Origin of the sequence: Natribaculum luteum, from assembly GCF_023008545.1 — an archaeon.
Lineage (GTDB): Archaea > Halobacteriota > Halobacteria > Halobacteriales > Natrialbaceae > Natribaculum > Natribaculum luteum.
Map to the genome: position 1 here is coordinate 3,605,470 of NZ_CP095397.1, position 20,440 is coordinate 3,625,909.

The 20,440-nt window shown below is 63.7% G+C and carries 23 protein-coding genes; 8 read left to right on the plus strand and 15 right to left on the minus strand.

All coding sequences use genetic code 11. The annotated features are described in order from the left end of the window. Genes MU558_RS18570 through MU558_RS18590 form a run of 5 tightly spaced genes read left to right on the plus strand, consistent with a single transcriptional unit; the run spans window position 1 to window position 2,869 of the window. A complete protein-coding gene (locus MU558_RS18570) occupies window positions 1–543 on the plus strand; it encodes a DUF7287 family protein (RefSeq protein ID WP_246970641.1) in 543 nt (180 codons plus the stop codon). Between the two features lie 4 nt (window positions 544–547). Continuing rightward, window positions 548–1,198 carry a DUF7288 family protein gene (locus MU558_RS18575; RefSeq protein WP_246970644.1) on the plus strand — a complete coding sequence of 217 codons (651 nt, stop codon included), beginning with the start codon at window positions 548–550 and terminating at the stop codon, window positions 1,196–1,198. Further along, on the plus strand, window positions 1,192–1,650 hold the full coding sequence (locus MU558_RS18580; protein ID WP_246970647.1) for a DUF7261 family protein: 459 nt from the start codon (window positions 1,192–1,194) through the stop codon (window positions 1,648–1,650). The genes MU558_RS18575 and MU558_RS18580 overlap by 7 nt, the downstream gene beginning before the upstream one ends. Beyond that, window positions 1,647–2,141, plus strand: a complete 495-nt coding sequence (locus MU558_RS18585; RefSeq protein WP_246970650.1) for a DUF7266 family protein — start codon at window positions 1,647–1,649, stop codon at window positions 2,139–2,141. The genes MU558_RS18580 and MU558_RS18585 overlap by 4 nt, the downstream gene beginning before the upstream one ends. Next, entirely contained in the window at window positions 2,138–2,869 is a 732-nt protein-coding gene (locus tag MU558_RS18590; protein WP_246970653.1) for a DUF7289 family protein, read from the plus strand. Before MU558_RS18585 ends, MU558_RS18590 begins: the two co-directional genes overlap by 4 nt. A 13-nt stretch (window positions 2,870–2,882) precedes the next feature. On the opposite strand, the gene MU558_RS18595 is transcribed toward MU558_RS18590, so the two are convergent. After that, a complete protein-coding gene (locus MU558_RS18595) occupies window positions 2,883–4,121 on the minus strand; it encodes a hypothetical protein (protein ID WP_246970655.1) in 1,239 nt (412 codons plus the stop codon). 192 nt (window positions 4,122–4,313) lie between these two features. On the opposite strand from MU558_RS18595, the gene MU558_RS18600 reads away from it, so the two are divergent. After that, entirely contained in the window at window positions 4,314–7,184 is a 2,871-nt protein-coding gene (locus MU558_RS18600; protein WP_246970657.1) for a methyl-accepting chemotaxis protein, read from the plus strand. A gap of 129 nt (window positions 7,185–7,313) precedes the next feature. On the opposite strand, the gene MU558_RS18605 is transcribed toward MU558_RS18600, so the two are convergent. The 9 genes from MU558_RS18605 to MU558_RS18645 form a co-directional block, all read right to left on the minus strand. Beyond that, on the minus strand, window positions 7,314–8,150 hold the full coding sequence (locus MU558_RS18605) for a CheR family methyltransferase (protein ID WP_246970660.1): 837 nt from the start codon (window positions 8,148–8,150) through the stop codon (window positions 7,314–7,316). Then, window positions 8,147–8,662, minus strand: coding sequence for a chemotaxis protein CheD (locus MU558_RS18610; protein ID WP_246970663.1), 516 nt, complete (start codon window positions 8,660–8,662; stop codon window positions 8,147–8,149). Before MU558_RS18610 ends, MU558_RS18605 begins: the two co-directional genes overlap by 4 nt. Next, the gene (locus MU558_RS18615) at window positions 8,659–8,892 is read right to left on the minus strand and encodes a hypothetical protein (RefSeq protein ID WP_246970666.1); all 234 of its coding nucleotides are present in this window, start codon (window positions 8,890–8,892) and stop codon (window positions 8,659–8,661) included. The genes MU558_RS18610 and MU558_RS18615 overlap by 4 nt, the downstream gene beginning before the upstream one ends. After that, on the minus strand, window positions 8,889–10,136 hold the full coding sequence (locus MU558_RS18620) for a chemotaxis protein CheC (RefSeq protein ID WP_246970668.1): 1,248 nt from the start codon (window positions 10,134–10,136) through the stop codon (window positions 8,889–8,891). Before MU558_RS18620 ends, MU558_RS18615 begins: the two co-directional genes overlap by 4 nt. Beyond that, window positions 10,133–10,729 (minus strand): chemotaxis protein CheC, encoded by a 597-nt coding sequence (locus MU558_RS18625; protein WP_246970670.1) that lies wholly within the window; start codon window positions 10,727–10,729, stop codon window positions 10,133–10,135. Before MU558_RS18625 ends, MU558_RS18620 begins: the two co-directional genes overlap by 4 nt. A gap of 36 nt (window positions 10,730–10,765) precedes the next feature. Beyond that, window positions 10,766–13,897: a chemotaxis protein CheA gene (locus tag MU558_RS18630; protein ID WP_246970672.1), complete on the minus strand. Its 3,132-nt coding sequence runs from the start codon at window positions 13,895–13,897 to the stop codon at window positions 10,766–10,768. Beyond that, entirely contained in the window at window positions 13,890–15,026 is a 1,137-nt protein-coding gene (cheB, locus tag MU558_RS18635; RefSeq protein ID WP_246970674.1) for a chemotaxis-specific protein-glutamate methyltransferase CheB, read from the minus strand. Before cheB ends, MU558_RS18630 begins: the two co-directional genes overlap by 8 nt. After that, on the minus strand, window positions 15,023–15,385 hold the full coding sequence (locus MU558_RS18640; protein ID WP_246970675.1) for a response regulator: 363 nt from the start codon (window positions 15,383–15,385) through the stop codon (window positions 15,023–15,025). Before MU558_RS18640 ends, cheB begins: the two co-directional genes overlap by 4 nt. 126 nt (window positions 15,386–15,511) lie before the next feature. After that, complete coding sequence (locus MU558_RS18645) at window positions 15,512–16,258, minus strand: chemotaxis protein CheW (protein ID WP_246970677.1); 747 nt, start codon at window positions 16,256–16,258, stop codon at window positions 15,512–15,514. A gap of 171 nt (window positions 16,259–16,429) precedes the next feature. Between MU558_RS18645 and MU558_RS18650 the strand changes: the two genes are divergently transcribed. Continuing rightward, window positions 16,430–16,576, plus strand: coding sequence for a hypothetical protein (locus MU558_RS18650; protein ID WP_246970680.1), 147 nt, complete (start codon window positions 16,430–16,432; stop codon window positions 16,574–16,576). Between the two features lie 30 nt (window positions 16,577–16,606). On the opposite strand, the gene MU558_RS18655 is transcribed toward MU558_RS18650, so the two are convergent. The 4 genes from MU558_RS18655 to MU558_RS18670 all read right to left on the minus strand — a co-directional run bounded on the left by MU558_RS18655 (window position 16,607) and on the right by MU558_RS18670 (window position 19,566). Beyond that, window positions 16,607–17,380, minus strand: a complete 774-nt coding sequence (locus MU558_RS18655; RefSeq protein ID WP_246970682.1) for a DUF5803 family protein — start codon at window positions 17,378–17,380, stop codon at window positions 16,607–16,609. 2 nt (window positions 17,381–17,382) lie between these two features. After that, window positions 17,383–18,051: a DUF2110 family protein gene (locus tag MU558_RS18660; RefSeq protein WP_246970684.1), complete on the minus strand. Its 669-nt coding sequence runs from the start codon at window positions 18,049–18,051 to the stop codon at window positions 17,383–17,385. Then, window positions 18,051–18,569 carry a transcription factor E gene (tfe, locus tag MU558_RS18665; RefSeq protein ID WP_246970686.1) on the minus strand — a complete coding sequence of 173 codons (519 nt, stop codon included), beginning with the start codon at window positions 18,567–18,569 and terminating at the stop codon, window positions 18,051–18,053. Before tfe ends, MU558_RS18660 begins: the two co-directional genes overlap by 1 nt. 436 nt (window positions 18,570–19,005) lie before the next feature. Continuing rightward, window positions 19,006–19,566 (minus strand): tRNA (cytidine(56)-2'-O)-methyltransferase, encoded by a 561-nt coding sequence (locus MU558_RS18670; protein ID WP_246970688.1) that lies wholly within the window; start codon window positions 19,564–19,566, stop codon window positions 19,006–19,008. A 148-nt stretch (window positions 19,567–19,714) separates the two neighbouring features. On the opposite strand from MU558_RS18670, the gene MU558_RS18675 reads away from it, so the two are divergent. Further along, window positions 19,715–19,936 carry a DUF8119 family protein gene (locus tag MU558_RS18675; protein ID WP_246970690.1) on the plus strand — a complete coding sequence of 74 codons (222 nt, stop codon included), beginning with the start codon at window positions 19,715–19,717 and terminating at the stop codon, window positions 19,934–19,936. Window positions 19,937–19,976: 40 nt separating this feature from the next. On the opposite strand, the gene MU558_RS18680 is transcribed toward MU558_RS18675, so the two are convergent. Then, on the minus strand, window positions 19,977–20,438 hold the full coding sequence (locus MU558_RS18680; protein WP_246970692.1) for a universal stress protein: 462 nt from the start codon (window positions 20,436–20,438) through the stop codon (window positions 19,977–19,979). Window positions 20,439–20,440 lie beyond the last annotated feature (2 nt).

Sequence of the window (20,440 nt, forward strand, 5' to 3'; positions counted from 1 at the left end):
ATGAGACGAAAACGCACTCGGACGGTGTCGGTTTCGTTCGACGGTCGCGGACAGACGACCCAGGACTTCGCCGTCGGGATCGGCATATTCCTGCTCGCGATCGCGTTCGTATTCGCGTACCTCTCGACGCTGCTCACGCCGTTTTCGTCGCCGGTCGGCGGCGCAGAATCGGCCCAGGCCGACCGGATCGCCGCGACGATCGTCGACGACCTCTCCGAGACGGACCAGCCGAACCACCTGAACGCGACGGCGTTCGACGAGACGTACGGCCACCAGAGCAGTGCAGACCTCGCGTCGGAACTCGGGCTACAGTCGGCAGACGACGACGTCGCGATCGACCGGGTGAACGTGACGATCAGGCAACTCGCGGCCGACGAGGACGACCGTGACCTCGTCACGGACGACGACGGGACGACGCTGCGTGCGGGAGACCAATACCAGAACCAGTCGGCCGCGAGCGCGGGACGGGTCGTCACGGTCTACACCGAAACCGACGACGACGTGTGTGATCCCGCCTGCCGACTCGTCGTGAGGGTGTGGTGATTCGATGCGAGAAGACAGACTTTCGAGAGCGGAACGCGGGCAGGCGTACACCCTCGAGGGGTTCGTCGGTGCGATGGTCGTCCTGATGGCGGTACTGTTTGCGATCCAGGCGGTCGTGATCACGCCGACGACTGGCGGTGCGGTCGATCGGACCGTCCAGGCACAGCTCCAGCAGGAACTGCAGGATTCACTGCTCGTCGCCGAAAACGACGGGAATCTCTCGTATCTCGTCCGCCACTGGGAAGTAGACGAGAGCGAGGATGAGGTCACGTTCAACGGTAGCGACCCCGCTCTGGACGATCGGCGCGGACACTACAACACGTCGGCGTTCGAGAAGAAGTTCGCGATCGGTGAGATGCTCGACGAGCGATTCGCGAACCGAAGCGGGCAGAATTACAACGTCGTTCTCACGTACCAGAACGGGAGTCGAGCCGACCGTGAGGCGCTGGTATACCAGGGAAAGCCGGATACGAACGCGTTCGCCGCAAGTTACAGCGTGACGCTGTACGACGATCAAGAGCTAACGAGCGATAGTGAGTCACGATCACTCAAAGACGTCTACGACGATCCGGATCTGGAGCCACCGATACCACGATACAGCGACGAAAGTAGCGAGGTCTACAACGTCGTGGAGGTGCGGGTGATCGTATGGTAGCCGACGGCCGCGACCGCGGGCAGTTGATCCTCGTCGGTGCCATCGCGATCGCCTTCATCGTCCTCGGCGTCGTCGTCGTCTTCAACGGCGTCCTCTACACGCAGGCAATCTCGTCCGGGGACTCCGTCGAGAGCGTGACGAACGTCCAGACGACGGAACTCGAGGTGCAGCGTGGTGTCTGTGGCGTCATCGAACGGTTGAACGAGGACGGGGTGAACGCTACCGATAGCGAGGATCGCTACCACGATAACGTCGAGGCGTTCAGCGACACCTATCGAAACACGACGGCGCAGTCGAGGCCTGCGCTGGTACACGTCGAGGTGGACGACGTCGGTGTGGACAAAACGGCGACGCCACACGAGGCCGAGAACATCACCGTGGACGTTACGTACGACTCGAGTGACCTCACCTACGATCGAACGATCGAAATCTCGGAGGACGACTGCCCATGACGGTCCGATTGCACGAAGACGAGAGAGGTGTATCGATCGCAATCACACACGTCCTGACGATCGCCATCACCACGACGCTCATCGCCGGACTGCTTGTGGGGGCGGGAACCGTCCTCGACGGGGAGAAAGAGCGAAGCGGAACGCAATCGCTCGAGACGGTCGGGGAACGAGTAGCGGGTGAGGTCGCGAGCGTGGATCGACTCGCGGGAAACGAGTCGGGTGACGTCACGCTTTATGCCGACCATCCACGCGAGGTGTCGGGATCGACGTACACGATCGAGGTGCTAGGTAGCGACGCCTGCACCAACGAGGACCTGATCGACGACGGCGTCGACGCGTGTCTGCGATTGACCTCCCACGGCGGCGACGTCACCGCAGCCGTGCCGATCGCAAACGAGACGACACTCGACACCGACAGCACTGCCTCCGGCGGGTCGATCGCGGTCGAGTACGACGGCGACGAGATCAGCATCGAGAGTGATCCCCGATGAGAGGTGACGACCGCGCCGTCAGCGAAGTGGTCGCCTTCGTCCTCGTCTTCGGCATCATCATTGGCTCGGTCGCGCTCCTGTCCGTCGTCGGCTTTCAGTCGATGGAGGAGTACAAGGAGGGCGAACAGCTCCGAAACGCAGACCGGGCGATGAGCGCGATCGCGGACAACTTCAACGACGTGTTGCGAGACGACGGGATCGAGGAGCGTGCGGGCGAACTCGCACTGCGGGAGGGGACGATCAGGACCGGGAGCGACGGTGCGACGTGGGAAGTTACCGTACTGGAAGATGGAAACCCAACCCCACTACTTGAGGAAGACGGCGCGTTCGGCACCTTCGAGTACGTCTACGGCGACGACGCGATCGCCTACGAGGGCGGCGGCGTCTTCCGACGCGACTCGAGTGGGAACGTCGAGATTTCGGAGCCGCCGCTTCGCTGTAGCGATGATGCGGCCGTCGTCTCGCTCGTCGCGATCGACGCCGACGACCGCTCGCTCCAGAGCAGCGAGACACAGCAGTTCACCGTCGTTCAGAACCGGTCTCACGAGGATACTGTTAACGAGACGTTTATCGGTGACGACCTGACCGTCAAACTAGAGGTCGACGGCTCCCAGTATCAGAACGGCTGGGACGACGTACTAAACGGCGGCAACTGGGACAACGACGGCGAATGCGAAGACGTCGAACGCGTCTCCGTCCACGTCGTCGTCGTCGACGTCGAGTACTGACGCCCCGTTTTCGTCAGTCGGTCGTCGCCGACCAGTCGCCCGTCAGCATCGCTCGTAGTCCCGCACGTTCGGCCATCGCGACGACTCGAGTCGCCTGTTCGTCGCTCGTCCCGCTGGTGTCGAGGTGCCAGCCGTTCGAGAGTTCCCGGGACGACGGCATCGGCGTGCCGTCCGCGCGAACCGGTTCGTCGTTGAGCACGACGACGCCGTCGTTCGACTGCCAGGGGACGCGGATACCGGAGAGCCCGCGCTCGAGGAGGTACTCCGCTGCGTGGGCCATCGCTGATCCGGGACTGGAGTGGCCGACCGCGCCGATCGAGCCACGGTCGTTGAAAAACCGGACGACGTACTCGCCGTCCTCGTCGGTGTCTGGGCCGTCGTCGGCCCCTGCCGATTCGTCACTCGTCGAGTCGCGGGGCCTGCGGGATCGACCGGCGTCAGCGGTGCTCGACGTGGTCGAAGCAGCCGACTCGGTCTCGCGTTTCGTCTCGGCCGGGGGGCCGGAACGGGAGTCGTCGGATCGAGACGCCAACTCACGACGATCGTTCTCGTCGTCGGGTCGGCCGGTGACGGATCGATGGTCGAACTCGAGCGTTCTCCCGTCGGTCTCGCCGCCTGTACCGGCCGCTCGAGGAGAGTCGTCGGCCAGTGATTCGACCAGCCCGTCGACGAACCGACCGGCAGCCGTTCGAAACTCGTCGCTGTAGGCGTCACCGGCGACGGTCGCGAGGTCGTCGGCGATCGAGTTCGCGAGTGTGGCCCGATCGACGGCCAGCCGTCGTGCGACGAGCCGTCGGGAATGTTGCTCGAGTCGCCGTCGCACGCTCGCCTTCGAAAGGGAATCCAGGGCGTCGTCGCACTCGAGAAGCGACGGGAGCCGACACTCGAGGGGATCGCCGTCGGGTCCGGCAAACAGGAGCCAGTGGCGACCGTTGGTGTAGATCGCGCCGTCGACGCCGGTCCGGTCCATCGCGGTCTGGAGTCGCCGCGCCCGTTCGGCGTCGAGTGTGTCGGCGAACGACTCGATGGCGACAAACACCGCCGGCGTCGACTCGACGGCGAGGAGATACTCGAGACGAACGCCAGCGACGGGGTCGTCGGGTCGCCGCGCGTCTGCGTGGACGTCCCAGCCGAGCGTCTCGAGGAGCGGTTCGACGAGCCACGCGCGCGTCTCTGCCGCCGATGTCGGTGGTGCCGCTTCGACCAGCGCTCGCGAGCGGCCGACGAACGAGCGAAGGTCGGTTCTGTCCATGGGATCGCGTACGTCGAGTCGACTTATGTAGTGATCGACTGGCACATAAATGTATTTTCGACGGTAATGTTCTCAAGAGTGATAATCGAGGGTGAGGATTTATTGTCGGCGAGATACGCTGTCAACCGTATGTTAGGGCCGCTTCGTAGAGTGATACCAGAATTTATAAGACGAAGATATACGCTAAAATTTATGATAGCGTTGCTCGTCATTGGACTTTCCGTCGGGGCGATCGGCTACGTCGGGACAGACCGGGTCGCTTCGGAAGTCCAGGAGCAGACGCAGGCCGAGCAGGCCGAATTTGCGGAGAAGGAGGTCAGGAACGTCATCAACTTCCACGAGCGGAACTTCCTCGTGACCGAGATCATCGCGTCGTCGGACCAGCTCTCGCCGCCGGACGGCACGCAACCGACGTCCGACGAAGTCCAGGAGTTCCTCAAGAACGAACGGAACCGTCACGACGCGACGAATCACGTCCATCTCGTCAACGTCACCGCCGGCGAGGTCGTCTCCAGTACGTCGGAAGGGCTAATCGGTACCCAGTTCGACCAGACCCAGGCGCCGTGGTCGAACGAGTTGCAGACGTACGAGAACTCGGACAAACTGATCACCGAGTATCCGCAAGTTCGCTTCCTCGGGGCGTACGAGGATCACGAGGGAACGGAGGTCATCGCGTACGCGAAACCGGTCCCTAACCAACACGGCAGCTACATGGTGAGCCAGCAGTTCGTCGTCTACACGTCCGATCTCAGCTCGTACTCCGAGCAGATGATCAACGACGACGGGCGCGTCTCGTATCTGGTCGATCCCGGATCCGACAGAATCATCATGGACCCGTCGGGAGAATCGGTGTTTTCCGAGTACGGTCACAGCGACCTCATCGATGGGCAGAACGGCTCGAAAACGATCGAATCGCCTGGCGAAACGCTCGTCAGTTCGATCGCCGTATCTAGCGGGGAGACGTACGAAGACGGCGAGTATCTCGCTTCCTACGCCCGTATTCCCGGGGATCAGGGCTGGTACGTCGTCGTCCACACGCCGAAAGAAGAGGCGTTTAGCTTCGTCTACACCGTCCAGGAGTACGGCATCTACGCTTCAGTCGCCGGCATTCTTCTCATCGTCCTCATCGGCGGCCTCGTCGGTCGGAACACATCCCGATCGATCGATCGACTCAAAGAGAAGGCCCAGCGGATGGAGGAAGGAGACCTCGACGTCACCTTCGAGACCGAACGCGTCGACAGCATCGGCCAGCTCTACCAGGGCTTCGCCAGCATGCGCGACTCCCTGAAAGAACAGATCCAGGAGGCACAAAATGCACGCGAGGAAGCCGAACAGGCCCGTGCGAGGACCGAACAGGTCAACCGCCAACTCGAGGCAAAAGCCGACGAGTACAGCGACGTGATGCGAGCCTGTGGCCGCGGCGATCTCACCGCCCGCATGAATCCCGACGCGGACAACGAGACCATGCGAGAGATCGCCGAGGAGTTCAACGCGATGATCGGCGAGATCGAACAGACCACAGAGCAGCTCAAGGCCTTCGCGACCGAGGTCGCGATCGCCTCCGAGCAGGTCACTGCCAGTTCCGAGGAGGTTCGGTCCGCATCCGAGCAAGTGACCAGATCCGTCCAGGAGATCTCCGACGGTGCCGAGCGCCAGAACGAGAGCCTCCAGTCGGTCACCCACGAGATGAACGGCCTCTCGACGACGATCGAGGAGATCGCTTCCTCGTCGAACGAGGTCGCCGACATCGCCGAGCGGACCGCCCAGGCCGGTCAGCGCGGTCGCGAAGCGGCCCAGGACGCGATCGACGGGATGAACGAGATCGAGGCCGAGTCGGAGTCGGCCGTCGAGGAGATCGAACGGCTCGAAGAGGAGATGGGACAGATCGACGAACTCCTCGAGTTCATCACCGAGGTGGCAGAACAGACCAACATGCTGGCGCTGAACGCCAACATCGAAGCAGCCCGCTCGGGCAACTCCGGTGAAGGCTTCTCCGTGGTCGCCGGCGAGGTCAAGGAACTCGCCGAGGAGACCAAAGACGCCGCCGAGGACATCGAACGGCGTCTCGAACGGATCAAAGGCCAGACCGACCGCACGGCGACGGAGGTGCAGGCGACGAGCGAACACATCTCCGAACACACCGAGTCGGTCGAACGGGCGGTCGAGGCACTCGACGAGATCGCCGAGTACGCCGACGAGACGAACACCGGCGTCCAGGAAATCTCTGCGGCCAGCCAGCAGCAGGCAGCCTCGACCCAGGAGGTCGTCGCGATGGTCGACGAGGCCGCAACGATCTCCGAGCAGACGACAGCCGAGAGCGAGAACGTCGCCGCAGCGGCCGAAGAGCAGACCACCGCGCTCACCGAAGTGTCGCGAAGCGCGAGCGACCTCACGGATCAGGCGACCCAGCTCTCCGAGGCGCTCGACCGATTCGACACCGACGCCGGCGTGATCTCCGACGCCGAACCGCTGTCCGAGACCACGATCGATCGCGAACCGCTCGTCTCGGAAGACGACGCACTCGCCGACCTCACCCAGGGAGACGATCCCGAGACCGAACCGTTCGAGACGGCCGCCGACGTCGACGTCGGTGAAGAACTCACGTACGATCAGGACACTGCGACCGTCGAGACGAGCGAGGCGTCGACGGCGACCGACGACGTCGAGATCGATTCGCCCTCGACGACGCTCGAGGAATCCGCAAACGAGCCGGTCGCACTCGGTGGTAGTGACGACTCGAGTGAACCAGCGACGCCCGAGAGCGACGACGAACCGGTCGCACTCGGCGGGGGCGACGAACCTGCCGAGTCAGCAGTGACCGACGTCGACGACGAACCCGTCGCGCTCGGAGAGGGCAGCGAACAGGACGAACCAGCGACACCCGAGAGCAACGACGAACCGGTCGCACTCGGTGGGGGCGACGGACCTGCCGAGCAGACGGAGATCGGCACCGACGCCGACGAAGAGGACGTCGACGAAGACGCAGAGGACGAAGACGCAGAGGACGAGGACGACGCTGACGAACACGCAGAGGACATGTTCTCGTTCGGAGACGATCGATAACGTTCCCGTCCAATTCGACGTTTTTGCTCACCTGCGGAACCAGTACGCGCCTCGGCTTCGCTGGTGGTCGAACCCATCGCTACCGCTCGTCGGGAGACGTCGACAGGCGCGTATTTGGCCGATAACGAGTCAGTTCGTGGTCGCCGAGTGCGATTCCGTCACTTCTCGCTGATAGATCCGCAGCCGTCCGTCACGCGCTCGAAACGACGATTTGAGGTCCGGCGGGATCGTCTCGGCCTTCCCGATGACGAGGTACCCTCCGGGACGAAGCGACTTCGCGATCGTCTCGAGCATCGACTGTTTGTACTCGCTGTCGATGTAAATGAAGAGGTTACGACAGACGACCAGGTCGAAGCCGGACTTGGAGTCGTCCTTGATGAGGTCGTGGCGTTCGAACGTTACGTTTCGTTTGATCTCGTCGACGACGCGGAAGGTTCCACCCGATCGGTCGACGAACCGTTCGTAATTCGGGAGAAACTCGAGTTGGTCGCCGATGTCGACGGTCCGCGACTCCTCGTAGACTCCTCGGTGTGCTGTCTCGAGTGCCGTTTCACTGATATCTGTCGCGAGGATGTGAACGGTAGCCTCGTCGATCCGTGGATCGGCGTGTGCGAGCATCGACAACGAGTAGGGTTCGCGGCCGTCGGCACAGGCGGCGCTCCAGACGTGCACGGAGTCGTTCGTCTTCGAGAGCGTCCGGAGGACGTCTTGGATCCCCTCCCAGACGTCCGGGTTGCGAAAGAAGCCAGTGACGTTGATACTCATCGACTCGAGTAGCGCCTCCTGTTCGCCCGGGTCTGCTCGAAGCAGTTCGAGGTACTCCTCGTAGGTGGTCGTCTGGGTCCGGCGCATGCGCGAGGAGAGCCGCCTGTCGAGGTAGCCGTCGTTGTAGTGGCTCGTCGCGAACGACAACTCCTCTTCGACGTACTCGAGCAGTTCCCCAAACGCGTCTGCGTCGGTCGTCACAGTTCCGTCACTCCAGCGTCGCCGTTTGCGGTCTGGACCGAGAGCGTCCCCGACGCCGGCGTGAACTCGACGGTTCGGCCGTGTTTTCCGCCTGTGTCCTCGTCGATCAGCGGGACGCCGAGTTTCTCGAGTTCGTCGATCGCCGCCTCGACGTTTCGCTGGCCGACGCTCTCGTCGAAACTCTCGAACTCGAACATGTCGCTTCCGCCGGCGATCTTGGCCTCGACCGACGTGTAACTCGCCCCGCGCTCGACCATTCGCCGGAGGAGCGCCCGGATCGCCGTGTCGGCGTACTTGCCAGGTTTCTGGTCGCTGTTTTCGGCCTCGTCACCGTTCGGGAGCATGACGTGTGCGAGTCCGCCGATCCCCGAGTCCGGATCGTAGAGGGCGATCGCGAGACAGGACCCGAGCCCGTAGGACTTGAGCGTGTCGTCGCCTTCGGTTACGGCCAGTTCGGCGATGCCGACCTGTACCGGGTCCGGAATCCCTGGTTCGCTTCCGTACGTTTTCATGGTGTGACGGCGCGGAAGTGCGCCCCTCGATGGGTGCGGGTGTGGGGGCGGGGGCGGGGATGCGCGTCGACCGCGCGACCGGCCACCGCGCGCTGGCCGGCGACTGGTTGGACGTCGATACGACCGCGCGTCGCGTCCCGTCCGCTTGCGGCGTCACCGACGGTCAGTCGGGTCGACGAACGCGGGTCGACGGTGACCACCTCGTGACGGGCGTCAGCAGCTTCGATCATGAGTCACCCGACGTGTTCTCGACTTCCTGGAACTCCGCGGTGGTCGGGGTGTCGCCGACCCGATCGACGTCGAGGTCGTTCAACGCTCGCTCGAGGTCGTCCTCGTCGGGAATCGCGTAGATCTCGCAGTCGAACTCCCGACCGTCGGCGACCACGACCGTGTCGAAGACGAACGCGAAGTCCTGGTTCTCTCCGAGCTGGATGATGACCGGATCGACCGCGGCCGCACCGAGGTCGTGGATGAACTCCGGCGTCGAGTGGTCGATCGTCGTATCGAGGACGTTCGCCCACCCGTCGAGGAAGCCACTGGCCATGATGTTCCCGAGTTCTTTGATTGCGCTCTTTTCCATCTCGTCGAAGCCCTCCTCGTCGGACTCCATCGGCACCATGGCGTCGACGATCTCGTGGGCCGACTCCTCGTCGAACAGAAACAGGAGGTAGCCACTCGGGATGCCCTCGAACTCGAAGGCGATGCCGACGAGCATCCGATCTGCGACTTCCTGCGGGATCGCCTCGAGCGAAAGGAAGTTCAGGCGTCGGATCTCGACGCTGGTTTCGATCCCGGTGAGCGTCGTCGCCGTGTTCGCGACCTCCTCGGCACCCTGCTGGGCCATGCGATCGAAGCCGTCGAGTTTATCGTACTCGATCCCGCCGCTGGTACGGAGACGGTCGAGCAGCGACGCCATCGAATCGTGTTCCGGGAACAGGTAGTGACTGAAGGCGATCTCGGTACCGACGGCCTCGATGTGGCTCTGGAACAGCAATGCGAGGTCGTCTTCGTCGGGCATCTCGTTGCCGTCGCCGAAGAACAGTTCTACAGATCGACCCTCGACGAACTCGGGCGTCGAGACGTCGATGACTGTCTCTAAGACGTCGGCCCAGCCGTCGATGAACCCGCTGTTCATGATGTGGCCGACCTCGGTGGTGGCGCTTTTGTTCATCTCGTCGAACTCTTCGGCGTCGGATTCCGAGAGCAGCGTCTTCACGATTCGAAGTGCGCTGTCGCGGTCGAAGACCATGACCGAGTGGCCCTCGAGTCCGCCGCTCAGTTCGACGCGGACGCCGACTTTCTCGGTCCCGTCTTCGAAGTCGCGTCGGATCTCCTTGCCGCGCATGAAGTTCAACTTCGTCACACCGACCCGCGTGTCGACGCCTGTCATCCGCGTCAGTCTACCGGCCGCGAGTCCAGCCCCCTCGCGGGCGATCCGGTAGAACGTTCCCAGTGCGTTGACGTCGAGTTTCATGTCGTCTGAACTTCGATCCCGTTGACCATCTCGACGAACTCTTCTAAGTCGGGGAGGGCATAGATTTCGGCCTCGAGCTGGTAGCTCGGCACGGACAGGTTCGAGTCGAAAAACAGTGCGAGGTCGTCACCGCCCAGGCCAGCGGTTCGAACGACGACTTCTCCGGCGGGTGCGTACACGAGCTGTGGCGCGGCGATGTCGATGCCGCGACCGAGGACGTCGGCCCAGCCGTCGATGAATCCGCTCGCCATCATGTTGCCCATCTCTTCGACTGCGCTGCGGGCCATCTTCCCGGAGACGCTCGACATGTCGTCGACGACGTCGCGAAGCATGATCGCGGTGATCTTCTTCGCGCTCTCTTCGGGAAAGAGGACGAGAATGTGTCCGTGTGGGGGGTCAAGCAGTCGTACGCGGACGCCGACCCGCTTGCCCGCGTCGAGTTGTGATTTGATGTCCTCGACGTCGATGAAGTTCGTCTTCGTTACCTCCATCCGGGCGTCTTCGCCCGTCAGTTTGCTCATGTTGTCGGCGACGCCGTTCGTCCCGACTTTTGCCATTTCGTTGATGAAACTTAGCTTCCTGATATCGACCATCATCGTCCTAAATACCTCCGTAGTGTTCGCTGTCGTTCATAGCGTCTTCACGTCTAGAATGTTGATCACTTCGCCCCGGCCGCGAACCGTCGCGCCGCTCAACCCGGGAATGTCTCCCATGAACCCTTCGAACGGCTTGACGACGACCTCCTGCTGGCTGTGAACCTCGTCACACCGTAACGCGACGGGGCGGACCCCGTCGCGGATGCGGACGAACATTCCGTCGTCGGTCGCAGCGTCGTCGGGCGTGTCGAGTGCGTCGGCGAGGTCGACGACGGGGACGTCCTCGCCGTCGGATTCGAGGAACTCCGAGTTGCGACCCGACTCGACGGCCGCCGCCGTTTCGACGTCGTGGACGACCTTCGTCGGGACGCCGAACTCTTCGCCGCCGCTCTCGACGAACAGGACGTCCGCGATCGCGACCGTAACGGGGAGAGACAGTGTGAACGTCGTCCCCTCGCCAGGTTCGCTCTCGACCGACACGGTCCCGTCGAGGTCGTCGATCGTTCGCCTGACGACGTCCATCCCGACGCCGCGACCGCTGATGTCGGTGACCTCGTCGGCCGTCGACAGGCCGGGATGGAAGACGAGTTCGTACGCGTCGTCGTCAGAGAGGTCCGCGGCCTCCGCTTCGGTGAGGACGTCGGCGTCGACGGCGGCCGAGCGGAGCCGATCCGGATCGAGCCCGTTGCCGTCGTCTTCGATCTCGATCGTGACGCGGTCGCGGGCGCGGTCGGCGCGCAGTTCGACGGTTCCCTCGCGGGGCTTGCCCGCTGCTTCGCGCTCTTCTGGCGGCTCGATGCCGTGATCGACGGCGTTTCGAACCAGGTGGATCAGCGGATCGCCGATCCGATCGAGGATACTCCGGTCGAGTTCGACGTCTTCGCCCGACATTTCGAGGGCAACGTCTTTGTCCTGCTCTCGAGCGATGTCACGGACGACGCGCGGCAATCGACTTACGACCGTCTGGAGCGGCACGAGACGGATCTCCATGACGGTCTCTTGCAGGTCGGACGTGATGTCGTCTAGGTCGTCGAGTTCCCTGTCGATCGTCATCAGGTCCGCACCCGACTCGATCGCGTGCCGGAGGCGAACGCGACTCGTGACGAGCCCCTCGACGAGGTTGAGCAGGGAGTCGATCTGATCGACGTCGACTCGCATGGACTGGATCTGGTCCGTCGTTTCGTCGGTCTCCGGCTGCTCGTCGACGTCGGGAACGGTGATGTCGGGGATCACCAGCTCGCTGTCGTCGGCAGTCGGCGACTCTCGAGCGTCTCTCGAGGCGAGTTCGGACTCCTCGTCGCCGACGGTCTCACCGGCTTCGTCTGCCGAGGCGAACTCGGTGTCCGACACGGCGTGATCGTCGACCGAGCCCGTAACGTCGAACTCGCCAACCGAATCGGTAACGGCCGACTCGTCGAACTCGTCAGCAGTCGACTCGTCGAATCCATCGTCAAACACGTCGACGCTCGAGTCGTCAAATTCCTCGTCGAACCCGCCTTCGATCGTCTCGAACCCGTCGTCTTCGAGCGCCGCGTCCGCGAACTGGTCGGGCTCGTCGGCCGGTTCGGCAAACGACGCGTCCGTCGGCTCACGTCCGAACGCGTCACCGAAATCGTCGGTCTCGCCGTCGGCGGATTCGTCCTCGTCTGCCGTGACGTCTTCGTCGCGTTTCTCGATCTTCTCGTCGTCGAACTCGACCGCCGTAGACTCCTCGAGTCGGTCGTCACGGTCGGCTACCGTGGCCGGTTCGTCAGCGTCGGCAGCGGCAGTGACGCCGTCGGTCGATTCTGGATCGTCCTCGGCGTCCGAATCCCCCCCGAGACCGTCCTCGTCGAACGTGAGCGCGTCGTCGGCCGGATCGGCCGTCGTGGCGTCTGTCGTCTGGTCGGGGCCGGCCTCGGTCGCGTCGTCGTCGGCTGCCGACTCGGGCTCGACGAGGAAGTCTTCCGCGTCGCTCGCCTCGACCTCGAGGAACGAGGGGTCGTCGACGTCCACGTCGTCACCGAGGAGTTCGTCCATCCCGACCTCGTCTTCGCTGTCGAACTCGTCGAACTCGAGGTCGTCGAGTTCGTCTTGTAACTCGTCGAAGCCGACCATCTCGACTTCCTCTTTGAGTTCGTCGAAGACGGCACTCGCATCGTCGACATCGTCGGCGTCGTCCGCGTCACTCTCGGACTCGTCGGCGGTCGCTTCTTCGGCTTCGTCGTCGGCCGACTCGGGTTCCGCCGACTCGGGATCGAGGTCGTCTTCGTCCTCGAACAGGTCGTCGAACGACCCGGCCTCGCCCATGTCGTCGAACGCGCTGACGTCGCCGACGTCTTCGACCATCGCGTCGAGGTCGTCGAACTCGTCGAACTCACCGAGCAGTTCGTCGACGGACATCTCGTTTGCCTCCTCGGAAGAGAGATCGTCGTCGACGTCGAGTTCGGCGTCGGCAGTCGCTGCCGCCGGTTCGAACCGGTCGGTCACGACGACGATCTCGAAGTCGGTGACGGCGTCGACCGGCTCGAGTGCGGCGGCGATCGAACTCTCGCCGACTGCCGTTCCGAAGACGGCGTCGAACGTGTCGCCGTACGCACCGGTCGCGATCGTCTCGCGGTCCGGCTCGGTGCCAATCAGGTCGAACGCGTCGATCAGCGCGTCGACGACGAGGATTCCGTTGTTCACGTCTCCGTCTTCGTCGATCGAGAGGCGGACGAAGTACGCCTCGTGACCGTCGTCGGTCGGCGCGTCGAGTTCCTCGAGGACGGCGTCGATCTCGTCGTCGGTCGGCGGAGAGAGGTGTGCCGCGTCGCTTTCGATCTGCCTCCGGAGGGCGTCGATCGTCGGCGACGGATCGGTTCGGACCTCGCCGTGGGCGGCGACCTCGTCGATCATCGCCTCCAGTTCGTCGACGCCGTCGAAGACGGTATCCATGAGTTCCGGCGTGACAGTGGCGTCTCCCGTACGAACGGCGTCGAGGAGGTCCTCGATCGCGTGTGCGAGGTCGCTCGCCTGGGTCAACCCCATCGCCCCGCAGTTCCCCTTCAGGGTGTGTGCGGCCCGGAAGATCGCCTCCATCGCCTCCTCGTCGTCGGGCGACCGCTCGAGTGCCAGCAGCGAGTTGTTCAACTCCGTGATGTGTTCTTCACTTTCCTGAACGAAGTCGGTCCAGTAGTCACTCATTGTTCTCACCGTCCGTTCTGCAGGCGTCGACGATGCGCCCGGCGATCGCGCCGGCAGGGGCGACCTCGTCGACGCTGCCCGTCTCGATCGCCTGACAGGGGATGCCAAAGACCGGACTCGTCGCCTCGTCCTGTGCGATCGTCCGACCGCCGGCGTCTTTGATCGCCTCGATCCCGGCAGCGCCGTCGCTCCCCATTCCCGTCAGGACGACCCCGACGAGCGGGTCCGAGACGCGGTTGGCCGCCGTCTGCATCGTGACGTCGATCGCCGGTCGGACGCCGTGGAGCCGCTCGCCGTCGTCGAGTCGAACGCGGAGTTGTCCGGCGGCGTTGTTCGTCACCTCGAGGTGGTAACCCCCGCGGGCGACGAGGGCTTCGCCGGCGGCGATCCGGTCGCCGTCGCCTGCCTCCCGGACGTCGTAGTCGCTTACGCCGTCGAGTCGCTTTGCGAGCCGTCCGGTGAACTCCGCGGGCATGTGCTGGACCACGAGGAGTTTCGCCCCGAGTTCGACTGGAAGCGTCGCCAGCAGTCGTTCGACGATTTTCGGACCGCCGGTCGACGCGCCGACGACGACTGTCGGGTCGTCGACGTATTCGCCGTCGGGATCGAGCGACGGCTCGACGTCGGCCGTCGCCTCGGCTTCGCTGGACGGTCCGCCAGCCGGAACCGCTCGCCGGGGATGGCCGGAACTGACGGCGTCGATGGCCGTCGCGGCACGCGCCAGCGCGAGCGAAGAGACGTCGGTCGTCGCGAGCTCGTCGACTTTCTCGACGAGTTCGTCAGTGAGATTGACAATGTTTCGCGATCCAGAACCGTCGGGTTTGTGAAGAAAGTCCGCAGCACCGCACTCGAGGGCGTCGAGCGTGGGATCTGCGCCGCGTTCAGTGTAGGCGCTGAGCATCAGGATCGGCGTCGGGTGTGACGACATGATCTGTTCGACTGCTTCGATTCCGTCCATCCCGGGCATCTCGACGTCCATCGTCACGACGGCCGGGTCGTACTCGGGGACCATCTCGACGGCCACCTCGCCGTCGGACGCTGTCTGGACCTCGTAGCCCGCCTCGGAGAGCGCGTTGTCGACTACCGTCCGCATGAATCGCGAGTCGTCGACAACCAGTACGCGCGTCATGCCGCGACGACGTCTTTCAGGGCCTTCCGGACGTTCTCTTCCTCGAACGGCTTCGTCACGTACCCGTCCGCACCGGCTTTCACTGCGAGTTTCATCTTCTCTCGCTGGCCGACGCTCGTACACATGATGACCTTCGCGTCGGGGTCGAGTTTTTTGATCGCCGCAGTCGCCTTGATGCCGTTTGCTTTCGGCATCACGATGTCCATCATGACGATGTCCGGCTTTCGTTCCTTGTACAGTTTGACTGCTTTAGCGCCGTTGGACGCCTCCCCGACGATGCGGTAATCCTGCTCTAAAATCTGGCGCAGTAAGTTCCGCATAAAATGAGAGTCGTCTACGATGAGCACCCCTGTCGACATTCAGTTGTACACCAAGGTTTGATTGAAATACAACTACCATAAATGCTGTCTCTCGATTATCAGACGTGATAAACGTCGTACACGCCACTCGACACGACTCGAGTCACCCCCGCGCCGGGGAGGAAATCACTGCGTCTGGCCGGACGCCAGCAGTAACCGTTCGACGTCGAGCAGCGGTGTCTCCTCGAGAACGAGGTCGGCCTCGTCGTCTTCTCGCCCGTCTGTCACCTGGTCAGTGCCGTCGCCGACGTCGAACTCGGTGCCGACGGTCTCCTGGAAGCTATCGCCGGTGAACTGGCTTCGCACTGCCGACGCATCGTCACTCGATCCGGTCTTGTCGGGGTCGGTCAGTGCGTCCCGCGAAACGACGTCGTCGACGTCGGGGCGGCGTTCCGTGGCGACGATGGCGGTGACGAGTGGGTGCTCGAGTGCCCGCCCCGAGACGTCGCTGCTCGCTACGCCGTCCTCGTCTAAGACGTTGCTCGCCGGGACGGTTTCGACGCCGTGGACGTCGTCGACGCGGATCGCCGCCGACTGCTGGTCGGTCGGTCTGTCGAAGACGACGAGTCGTCGGTCGGCCGACGGCTCCTCGCCGACCGGAAAGTGTGTCCGGAGGTCGACGACGGCGGTGATCTCCCCTCGAAGGTCCATCACGCCCTCGACCGCACTGGGCGATCGCGGGACGCGCGTCAGTTCCGCCGGCGAGTCGGTGATCGTTGCCACGTCGTCGACGTCGAATGCGAGGCGGTGTTCGCCGTGATCGAAGAAGACGAACCGCTCGAGTTCCTCGTCGTCGCCGTCGTCCTGCACGCGGCGCTCGTCTGGTTCGTCGAGACTGATACCGAGGAGTTTGTCGGGGAGATCCGGAGACATGTTCGTGCTCGTAACTTACGTCGCATCATTAAAACGTTGACTCCTGTCAGGACGGTTGCTTCACGGTCGATTCTGCCGGCTTCGTCGACGGGAAAACGAGAGGCTGTGACAGGTTTCCTTTCGGACGGGACGCAGTACGACCGATGACGACCGTCTCGAGGACGCCGATCCGTGGCACACAGGCGACGTCGTCGGTGGCGTCCGATCCGTCGACCACTCGACGCTGCTGTCCGTTCGAGCGAGCGGTTCGTCCGAGGGCGACTCGAGGTCGACGGGACGGCGACGCTCTGGCTGGACGTGCGAGCGATCAACGGGTAAGACCGTCGCTTAGAAGGGTCTGCCGGCGGGTCACCGGAAGCCCGGCGGCGGGCCACCGCCGGAGTCGTCGTCGACGTCGACGTCGACACCCATCTCCTCGCGACGTTCCTGGAGTCGCTTCATCTGCCGGTAGTAGTAGGCGACACCGACACCGCCGAGGGCCACGACGAGGACGACCAGTCCCGCGAACAGCGTCACGTCACGCGGAAGGTAGTACCGTATCGAAATCGGCCGGTCGTTTTCCTCCCACGTCAGGTGTTCCTGGTCGTCGACGACCTCCCGCTCGTAGCCGCCCGGATTGACGTCTCCGAACAGGAAGTTCGTCGTTCGGTATCCCTCGGGCAAGATCACTTCGTACGATCCCGAGACGTACGCAGGCAGGTGGAACGTCCGACTCCCGGCGCTCCCGGTGAACGCGACCGTGCCGTTCCCGTCTGGAACGTGCACGTTCGTGTTCGACCGTCCCTGGTCGACATCCAGTTCCGAACCGGTAACCACTGTCCCGTTCGGGTACCAGTATCGGACGCTGTGGACGTCGAGCGCCCGGTCGCGGTAGAACGACGACCGGTGAAGCGACAGTTCCTCGGTGTCGTTCAGGTCGTACACGGCACGGAACTCGCCGTCGCTTACGAGCCCGACGTCCTCGATCTCGATGACGACGTCGGCGTCGCGCTCCCGGAGGTCGTCGTAGTCCTGTTCCCGGTCGAGATCTTCGTCCGAGATGCCACCGAAGATCGCCGAGCAACCCGCCATCGTGACGAGCAACCCGACGACCAGGACAGCGAATGCGAGACGACGATTCATAACTAGGGAACGACACACCGCAGCTCCGCAGGGAGGTACTCGCCGACGCTCGCGAGCAGTCCCGGCGGATCGGTCCCTTCCGTCGTGACGACGCTCTGCTCGAGCAAGCCGAGGCGTTCGACGGTCACGTAGTCGCGGGCGTGGCCGGCGCGGTTGAGCGTCGCCCGGACCTCGGCGCGCGTGGCGCTGTTGACGTTGAGTCGGCCGTTGCCGCGCGTCCAGTCGTACAGCCGGTCGCGTTCCTCGTCCGCGAGCCGCGAGCCCCCTTCGGCGTAGACGAAGCGCATCGGCAGGTGCTGGACGAGGCCGTACCGCTCTCGGATCTGGATGGGGGTGCCGGGTCCGAGTCCGAGTTCGTCGGCGGGAATCCGAACCGGCTGGCCCGCGTCGAGGACGAACCCGTCCTCGTCCCAGGACTCGAGGGTTCCGACGTACGTTTCGCCCTCCTCGAGGTCGGGGACGATCTCTCCCCACTCCTCGCGGAGGACGTTGCGGGCGACGACCGCGTCCTCGCCATCGATCGTCACTGACGGGAACTCGTCGTGGCGAACGCCAACGTCGAACTCGACCTCGAGGTCGCCGATCTCGTTGCCGACGAGCGAGCGCAGCGAGTCGAGCGCACGCTCCCGGGCGTCACCATCGACGTACAGTTTCGTCGCGAGTACGACCATTATGCGTCGATGTTGAGTTCGTCCTCGAGTTCCTCGAGGCGCTCGTCCATTGCGTCGACGAGACGGTCGTTGTCCATCGATTCGAGCGGCGAGCCACACTCCGGACACTCGAAGCCGAAGTCCATCGCCTCACCGAACTCGAAGCGAATCGAGCAGATCTCACAGAGGTAAAACTCGTGGTTGCGTTCGTACTCCCGCCGGTCCTCCAAGGCGTCGTGGAGGCGGTACATCTCCTCTTCTAGATTCTCGGGAATGTTGTCGTACTCGAACGTCCAGAGGTAGGTCAGCCACCCCGAGTCCTCGTCACGGAGCCGTCGGTAGGACGCGAGATCGTTCTCGTACAGGATAAACAGCGCCCGACGGACGTCGTTGAGCTCGAGGTCGAGTTCCTCTGCGAGCTCCTCGTCGGTCACTTCCCCGTCCGGCGGTGCCGCCGCGACGGGCATCCCCTTGGGACCGACCAGCTCGTGCAAGTATTTCTGTATTACCGGATCCTCGAGCAGGTCCTCAAAAGCCATTATCTACCCGTAACGCCATGCAGCCATTAAGTCTTTTGAGCTATCTCGGTCGTCGGACTGGTGGCCAGGACACGACGGGCATTCTGAAAGCTCTCCCACCGAAAACGCTATTATATTTTAGGCCTACCTAAATAATGTAGCGGGCGACAAACGAGCGAACGAGCGATAGACACTGACCAGGTGAGCATGACTCGAGTGCACAGACGCCGAGGTCGAGCGTGGGCGTACGTGTTTCTCTGTCTCTTCGGTCCCGACGAAGACGACCGAGACGACCGCCGCTCCGGCGGAGACGCCGACGTCGAACCCGACCAGTAGGCGACCGAACGGACGGCCGCGACTCGCGTCCGTCCGGAGGCCCACGGCGGTAGCCGCCGCGAGCGAGGCGGTGCGTGCCGCCTCGCGGTATCGCGAGACGCGTGTAACCGTTTCGATCGAGCTACGTCTCCGGTTCGTCGTCGCTCGAGTCGGCCGAGACGACGCGCTTGCCCGTCGCCTTCGGAATCACGCGCCGGTCGGCGTCGTTCCACTCGCGCTCGAGTTCTCTGCCCTCGAACAGCCGGTCGAGGAAGACGGCGAGACCGGCGACTTCGGAGTGGGGCTGGTTCGTCACGCCGACGTTCCAGTCTGCCGCCTCGTAGACGTCGAACGGGACCTTCTCTGCACCGACGACGATCAGGAGCGGTTCGTCCTCGTGGACGGCCCGGATCTCGTCTTCGACGTCCTGCACTCGCTCGCCGTACATCGTCAGGTGGACGACGCGCCCGTCCCAGTTTCGGACGACACCGCGAGGCGAGTCGGTGAGTTCGGCGTCGAAGGGACCGCCGAAGCGGTCGGTGATGTCCTCGACGGTCTCGAGCGAGCCCCCGGCGTTGTCCGGGAAGATTACGCGATCCGCGCCGAGTGCGCGTGCCGTGAGGCCGACGTGGGTCGTCATCCGTTCGTCCCGGCCGGGGCGGTGACCGAGTCGGAGGACGGCGACTCCTGGAAACTCCTGCATGACAGTACCCACTGCGGCGGGAGGTTAGGGAATTTCGTTTTGGTCTTCGTCACAGGTGGACCGATCGGCTCGATCGTCGATAGGCTTTTTCGAGGTCCCTGCGAAACACTCGCGTAATGATAGCATCCAGCAGCCGGGTGAGCACTCGATGACCGGCGTTCGCGAGTGGCTCCAGACTGCACGGGAGGAGCGATGGGGGATACTGACCGATCTCGCGTTCGCGATCGTCTGGGTGACGATGGTCGAGATCGTCGACTACCTGCTCGGGACGCCGACCTGGGTGTACTACATGCTCATGCTCGCGGGAATCGTCGCGTACTTCGGATTCGTCTGGAATTTCGAACTCGCGCTTCGTCAGCAGAACCAGTAGTCAGAAAAAACGGGTCTCAGCCCTCGATCCGTTATTCGGGTTATTCGCTTCTGTCCACGTCGACGACGAGGACCGGAGCGTGCGTCGACCGGAGCGTCCGCTCGGTGACGCTGCCGAGCAGCGCCCGCCTGACGCCCGAGCGACCGTGTGACCCCATCACGACGAGATCGATCCCGTTGCTCTCGACGTAGTTTCCGATCTGCGAGTGAGGTTTGCCTGCCGAGATGTGCTCGAGCGTCTCGAGTCCGTGCTCGGCTGCGCGATCGGTCACGTAGCCGGTGGCGCTTTCGGCGCGTTCGCGAACCTCGTCCATCTCGCCGAACTGGCCCTGCTCGATGCGGTCGAGTTGTTCGCCGCCAAGGCTGAGGCTCATCGAGTCGGTGTCGACCACGTACAGGGCGTGGACCTCTGCCCCGTACTTCTCGGCGAGGTCGATCGCGTGCTCGACGGCGGCCTCGGACGTATCGCTACCATCGGTTGGAACGAGTATTTTGTCGTACATGA

What these genes read in the sequence shown, in the direction of transcription:
- MU558_RS18570 (WP_246970641.1), top strand. Translation starts at nt 1, where the DNA reads ATGAGACGAAAACGCACTCGGACGGTGTCGGTTTCGTTCGACGGTCGC.
- MU558_RS18575 (WP_246970644.1), top strand. Translation starts at nt 548, where the DNA reads ATGCGAGAAGACAGACTTTCGAGAGCGGAACGCGGGCAGGCGTACACC.
- MU558_RS18580 (WP_246970647.1), top strand. Translation starts at nt 1,192, where the DNA reads ATGGTAGCCGACGGCCGCGACCGCGGGCAGTTGATCCTCGTCGGTGCC.
- MU558_RS18585 (WP_246970650.1), top strand. Translation starts at nt 1,647, where the DNA reads ATGACGGTCCGATTGCACGAAGACGAGAGAGGTGTATCGATCGCAATC.
- MU558_RS18590 (WP_246970653.1), top strand. Translation starts at nt 2,138, where the DNA reads ATGAGAGGTGACGACCGCGCCGTCAGCGAAGTGGTCGCCTTCGTCCTC.
- MU558_RS18595 (WP_246970655.1), bottom strand. Translation starts at nt 4,121, where the DNA reads ATGGACAGAACCGACCTTCGCTCGTTCGTCGGCCGCTCGCGAGCGCTG.
- MU558_RS18600 (WP_246970657.1), top strand. Translation starts at nt 4,314, where the DNA reads ATGATAGCGTTGCTCGTCATTGGACTTTCCGTCGGGGCGATCGGCTAC.
- MU558_RS18610 (WP_246970663.1), bottom strand. Translation starts at nt 8,662, where the DNA reads ATGAAAACGTACGGAAGCGAACCAGGGATTCCGGACCCGGTACAGGTC.
- MU558_RS18615 (WP_246970666.1), bottom strand. Translation starts at nt 8,892, where the DNA reads ATGATCGAAGCTGCTGACGCCCGTCACGAGGTGGTCACCGTCGACCCG.
- MU558_RS18620 (WP_246970668.1), bottom strand. Translation starts at nt 10,136, where the DNA reads ATGAAACTCGACGTCAACGCACTGGGAACGTTCTACCGGATCGCCCGC.
- MU558_RS18625 (WP_246970670.1), bottom strand. Translation starts at nt 10,729, where the DNA reads ATGGTCGATATCAGGAAGCTAAGTTTCATCAACGAAATGGCAAAAGTC.
- MU558_RS18630 (WP_246970672.1), bottom strand. Translation starts at nt 13,897, where the DNA reads ATGAGTGACTACTGGACCGACTTCGTTCAGGAAAGTGAAGAACACATC.
- cheB (WP_246970674.1), bottom strand. Translation starts at nt 15,026, where the DNA reads ATGACGCGCGTACTGGTTGTCGACGACTCGCGATTCATGCGGACGGTA.
- MU558_RS18640 (WP_246970675.1), bottom strand. Translation starts at nt 15,385, where the DNA reads ATGTCGACAGGGGTGCTCATCGTAGACGACTCTCATTTTATGCGGAAC.
- MU558_RS18645 (WP_246970677.1), bottom strand. Translation starts at nt 16,258, where the DNA reads ATGTCTCCGGATCTCCCCGACAAACTCCTCGGTATCAGTCTCGACGAA.
- MU558_RS18655 (WP_246970682.1), bottom strand. Translation starts at nt 17,380, where the DNA reads ATGAATCGTCGTCTCGCATTCGCTGTCCTGGTCGTCGGGTTGCTCGTC.
- MU558_RS18660 (WP_246970684.1), bottom strand. Translation starts at nt 18,051, where the DNA reads ATGGTCGTACTCGCGACGAAACTGTACGTCGATGGTGACGCCCGGGAG.
- tfe (WP_246970686.1), bottom strand. Translation starts at nt 18,569, where the DNA reads ATGGCTTTTGAGGACCTGCTCGAGGATCCGGTAATACAGAAATACTTG.
- MU558_RS18670 (WP_246970688.1), bottom strand. Translation starts at nt 19,566, where the DNA reads ATGCAGGAGTTTCCAGGAGTCGCCGTCCTCCGACTCGGTCACCGCCCC.
- MU558_RS18675 (WP_246970690.1), top strand. Translation starts at nt 19,715, where the DNA reads ATGACCGGCGTTCGCGAGTGGCTCCAGACTGCACGGGAGGAGCGATGG.
- MU558_RS18680 (WP_246970692.1), bottom strand. Translation starts at nt 20,438, where the DNA reads ATGTACGACAAAATACTCGTTCCAACCGATGGTAGCGATACGTCCGAG.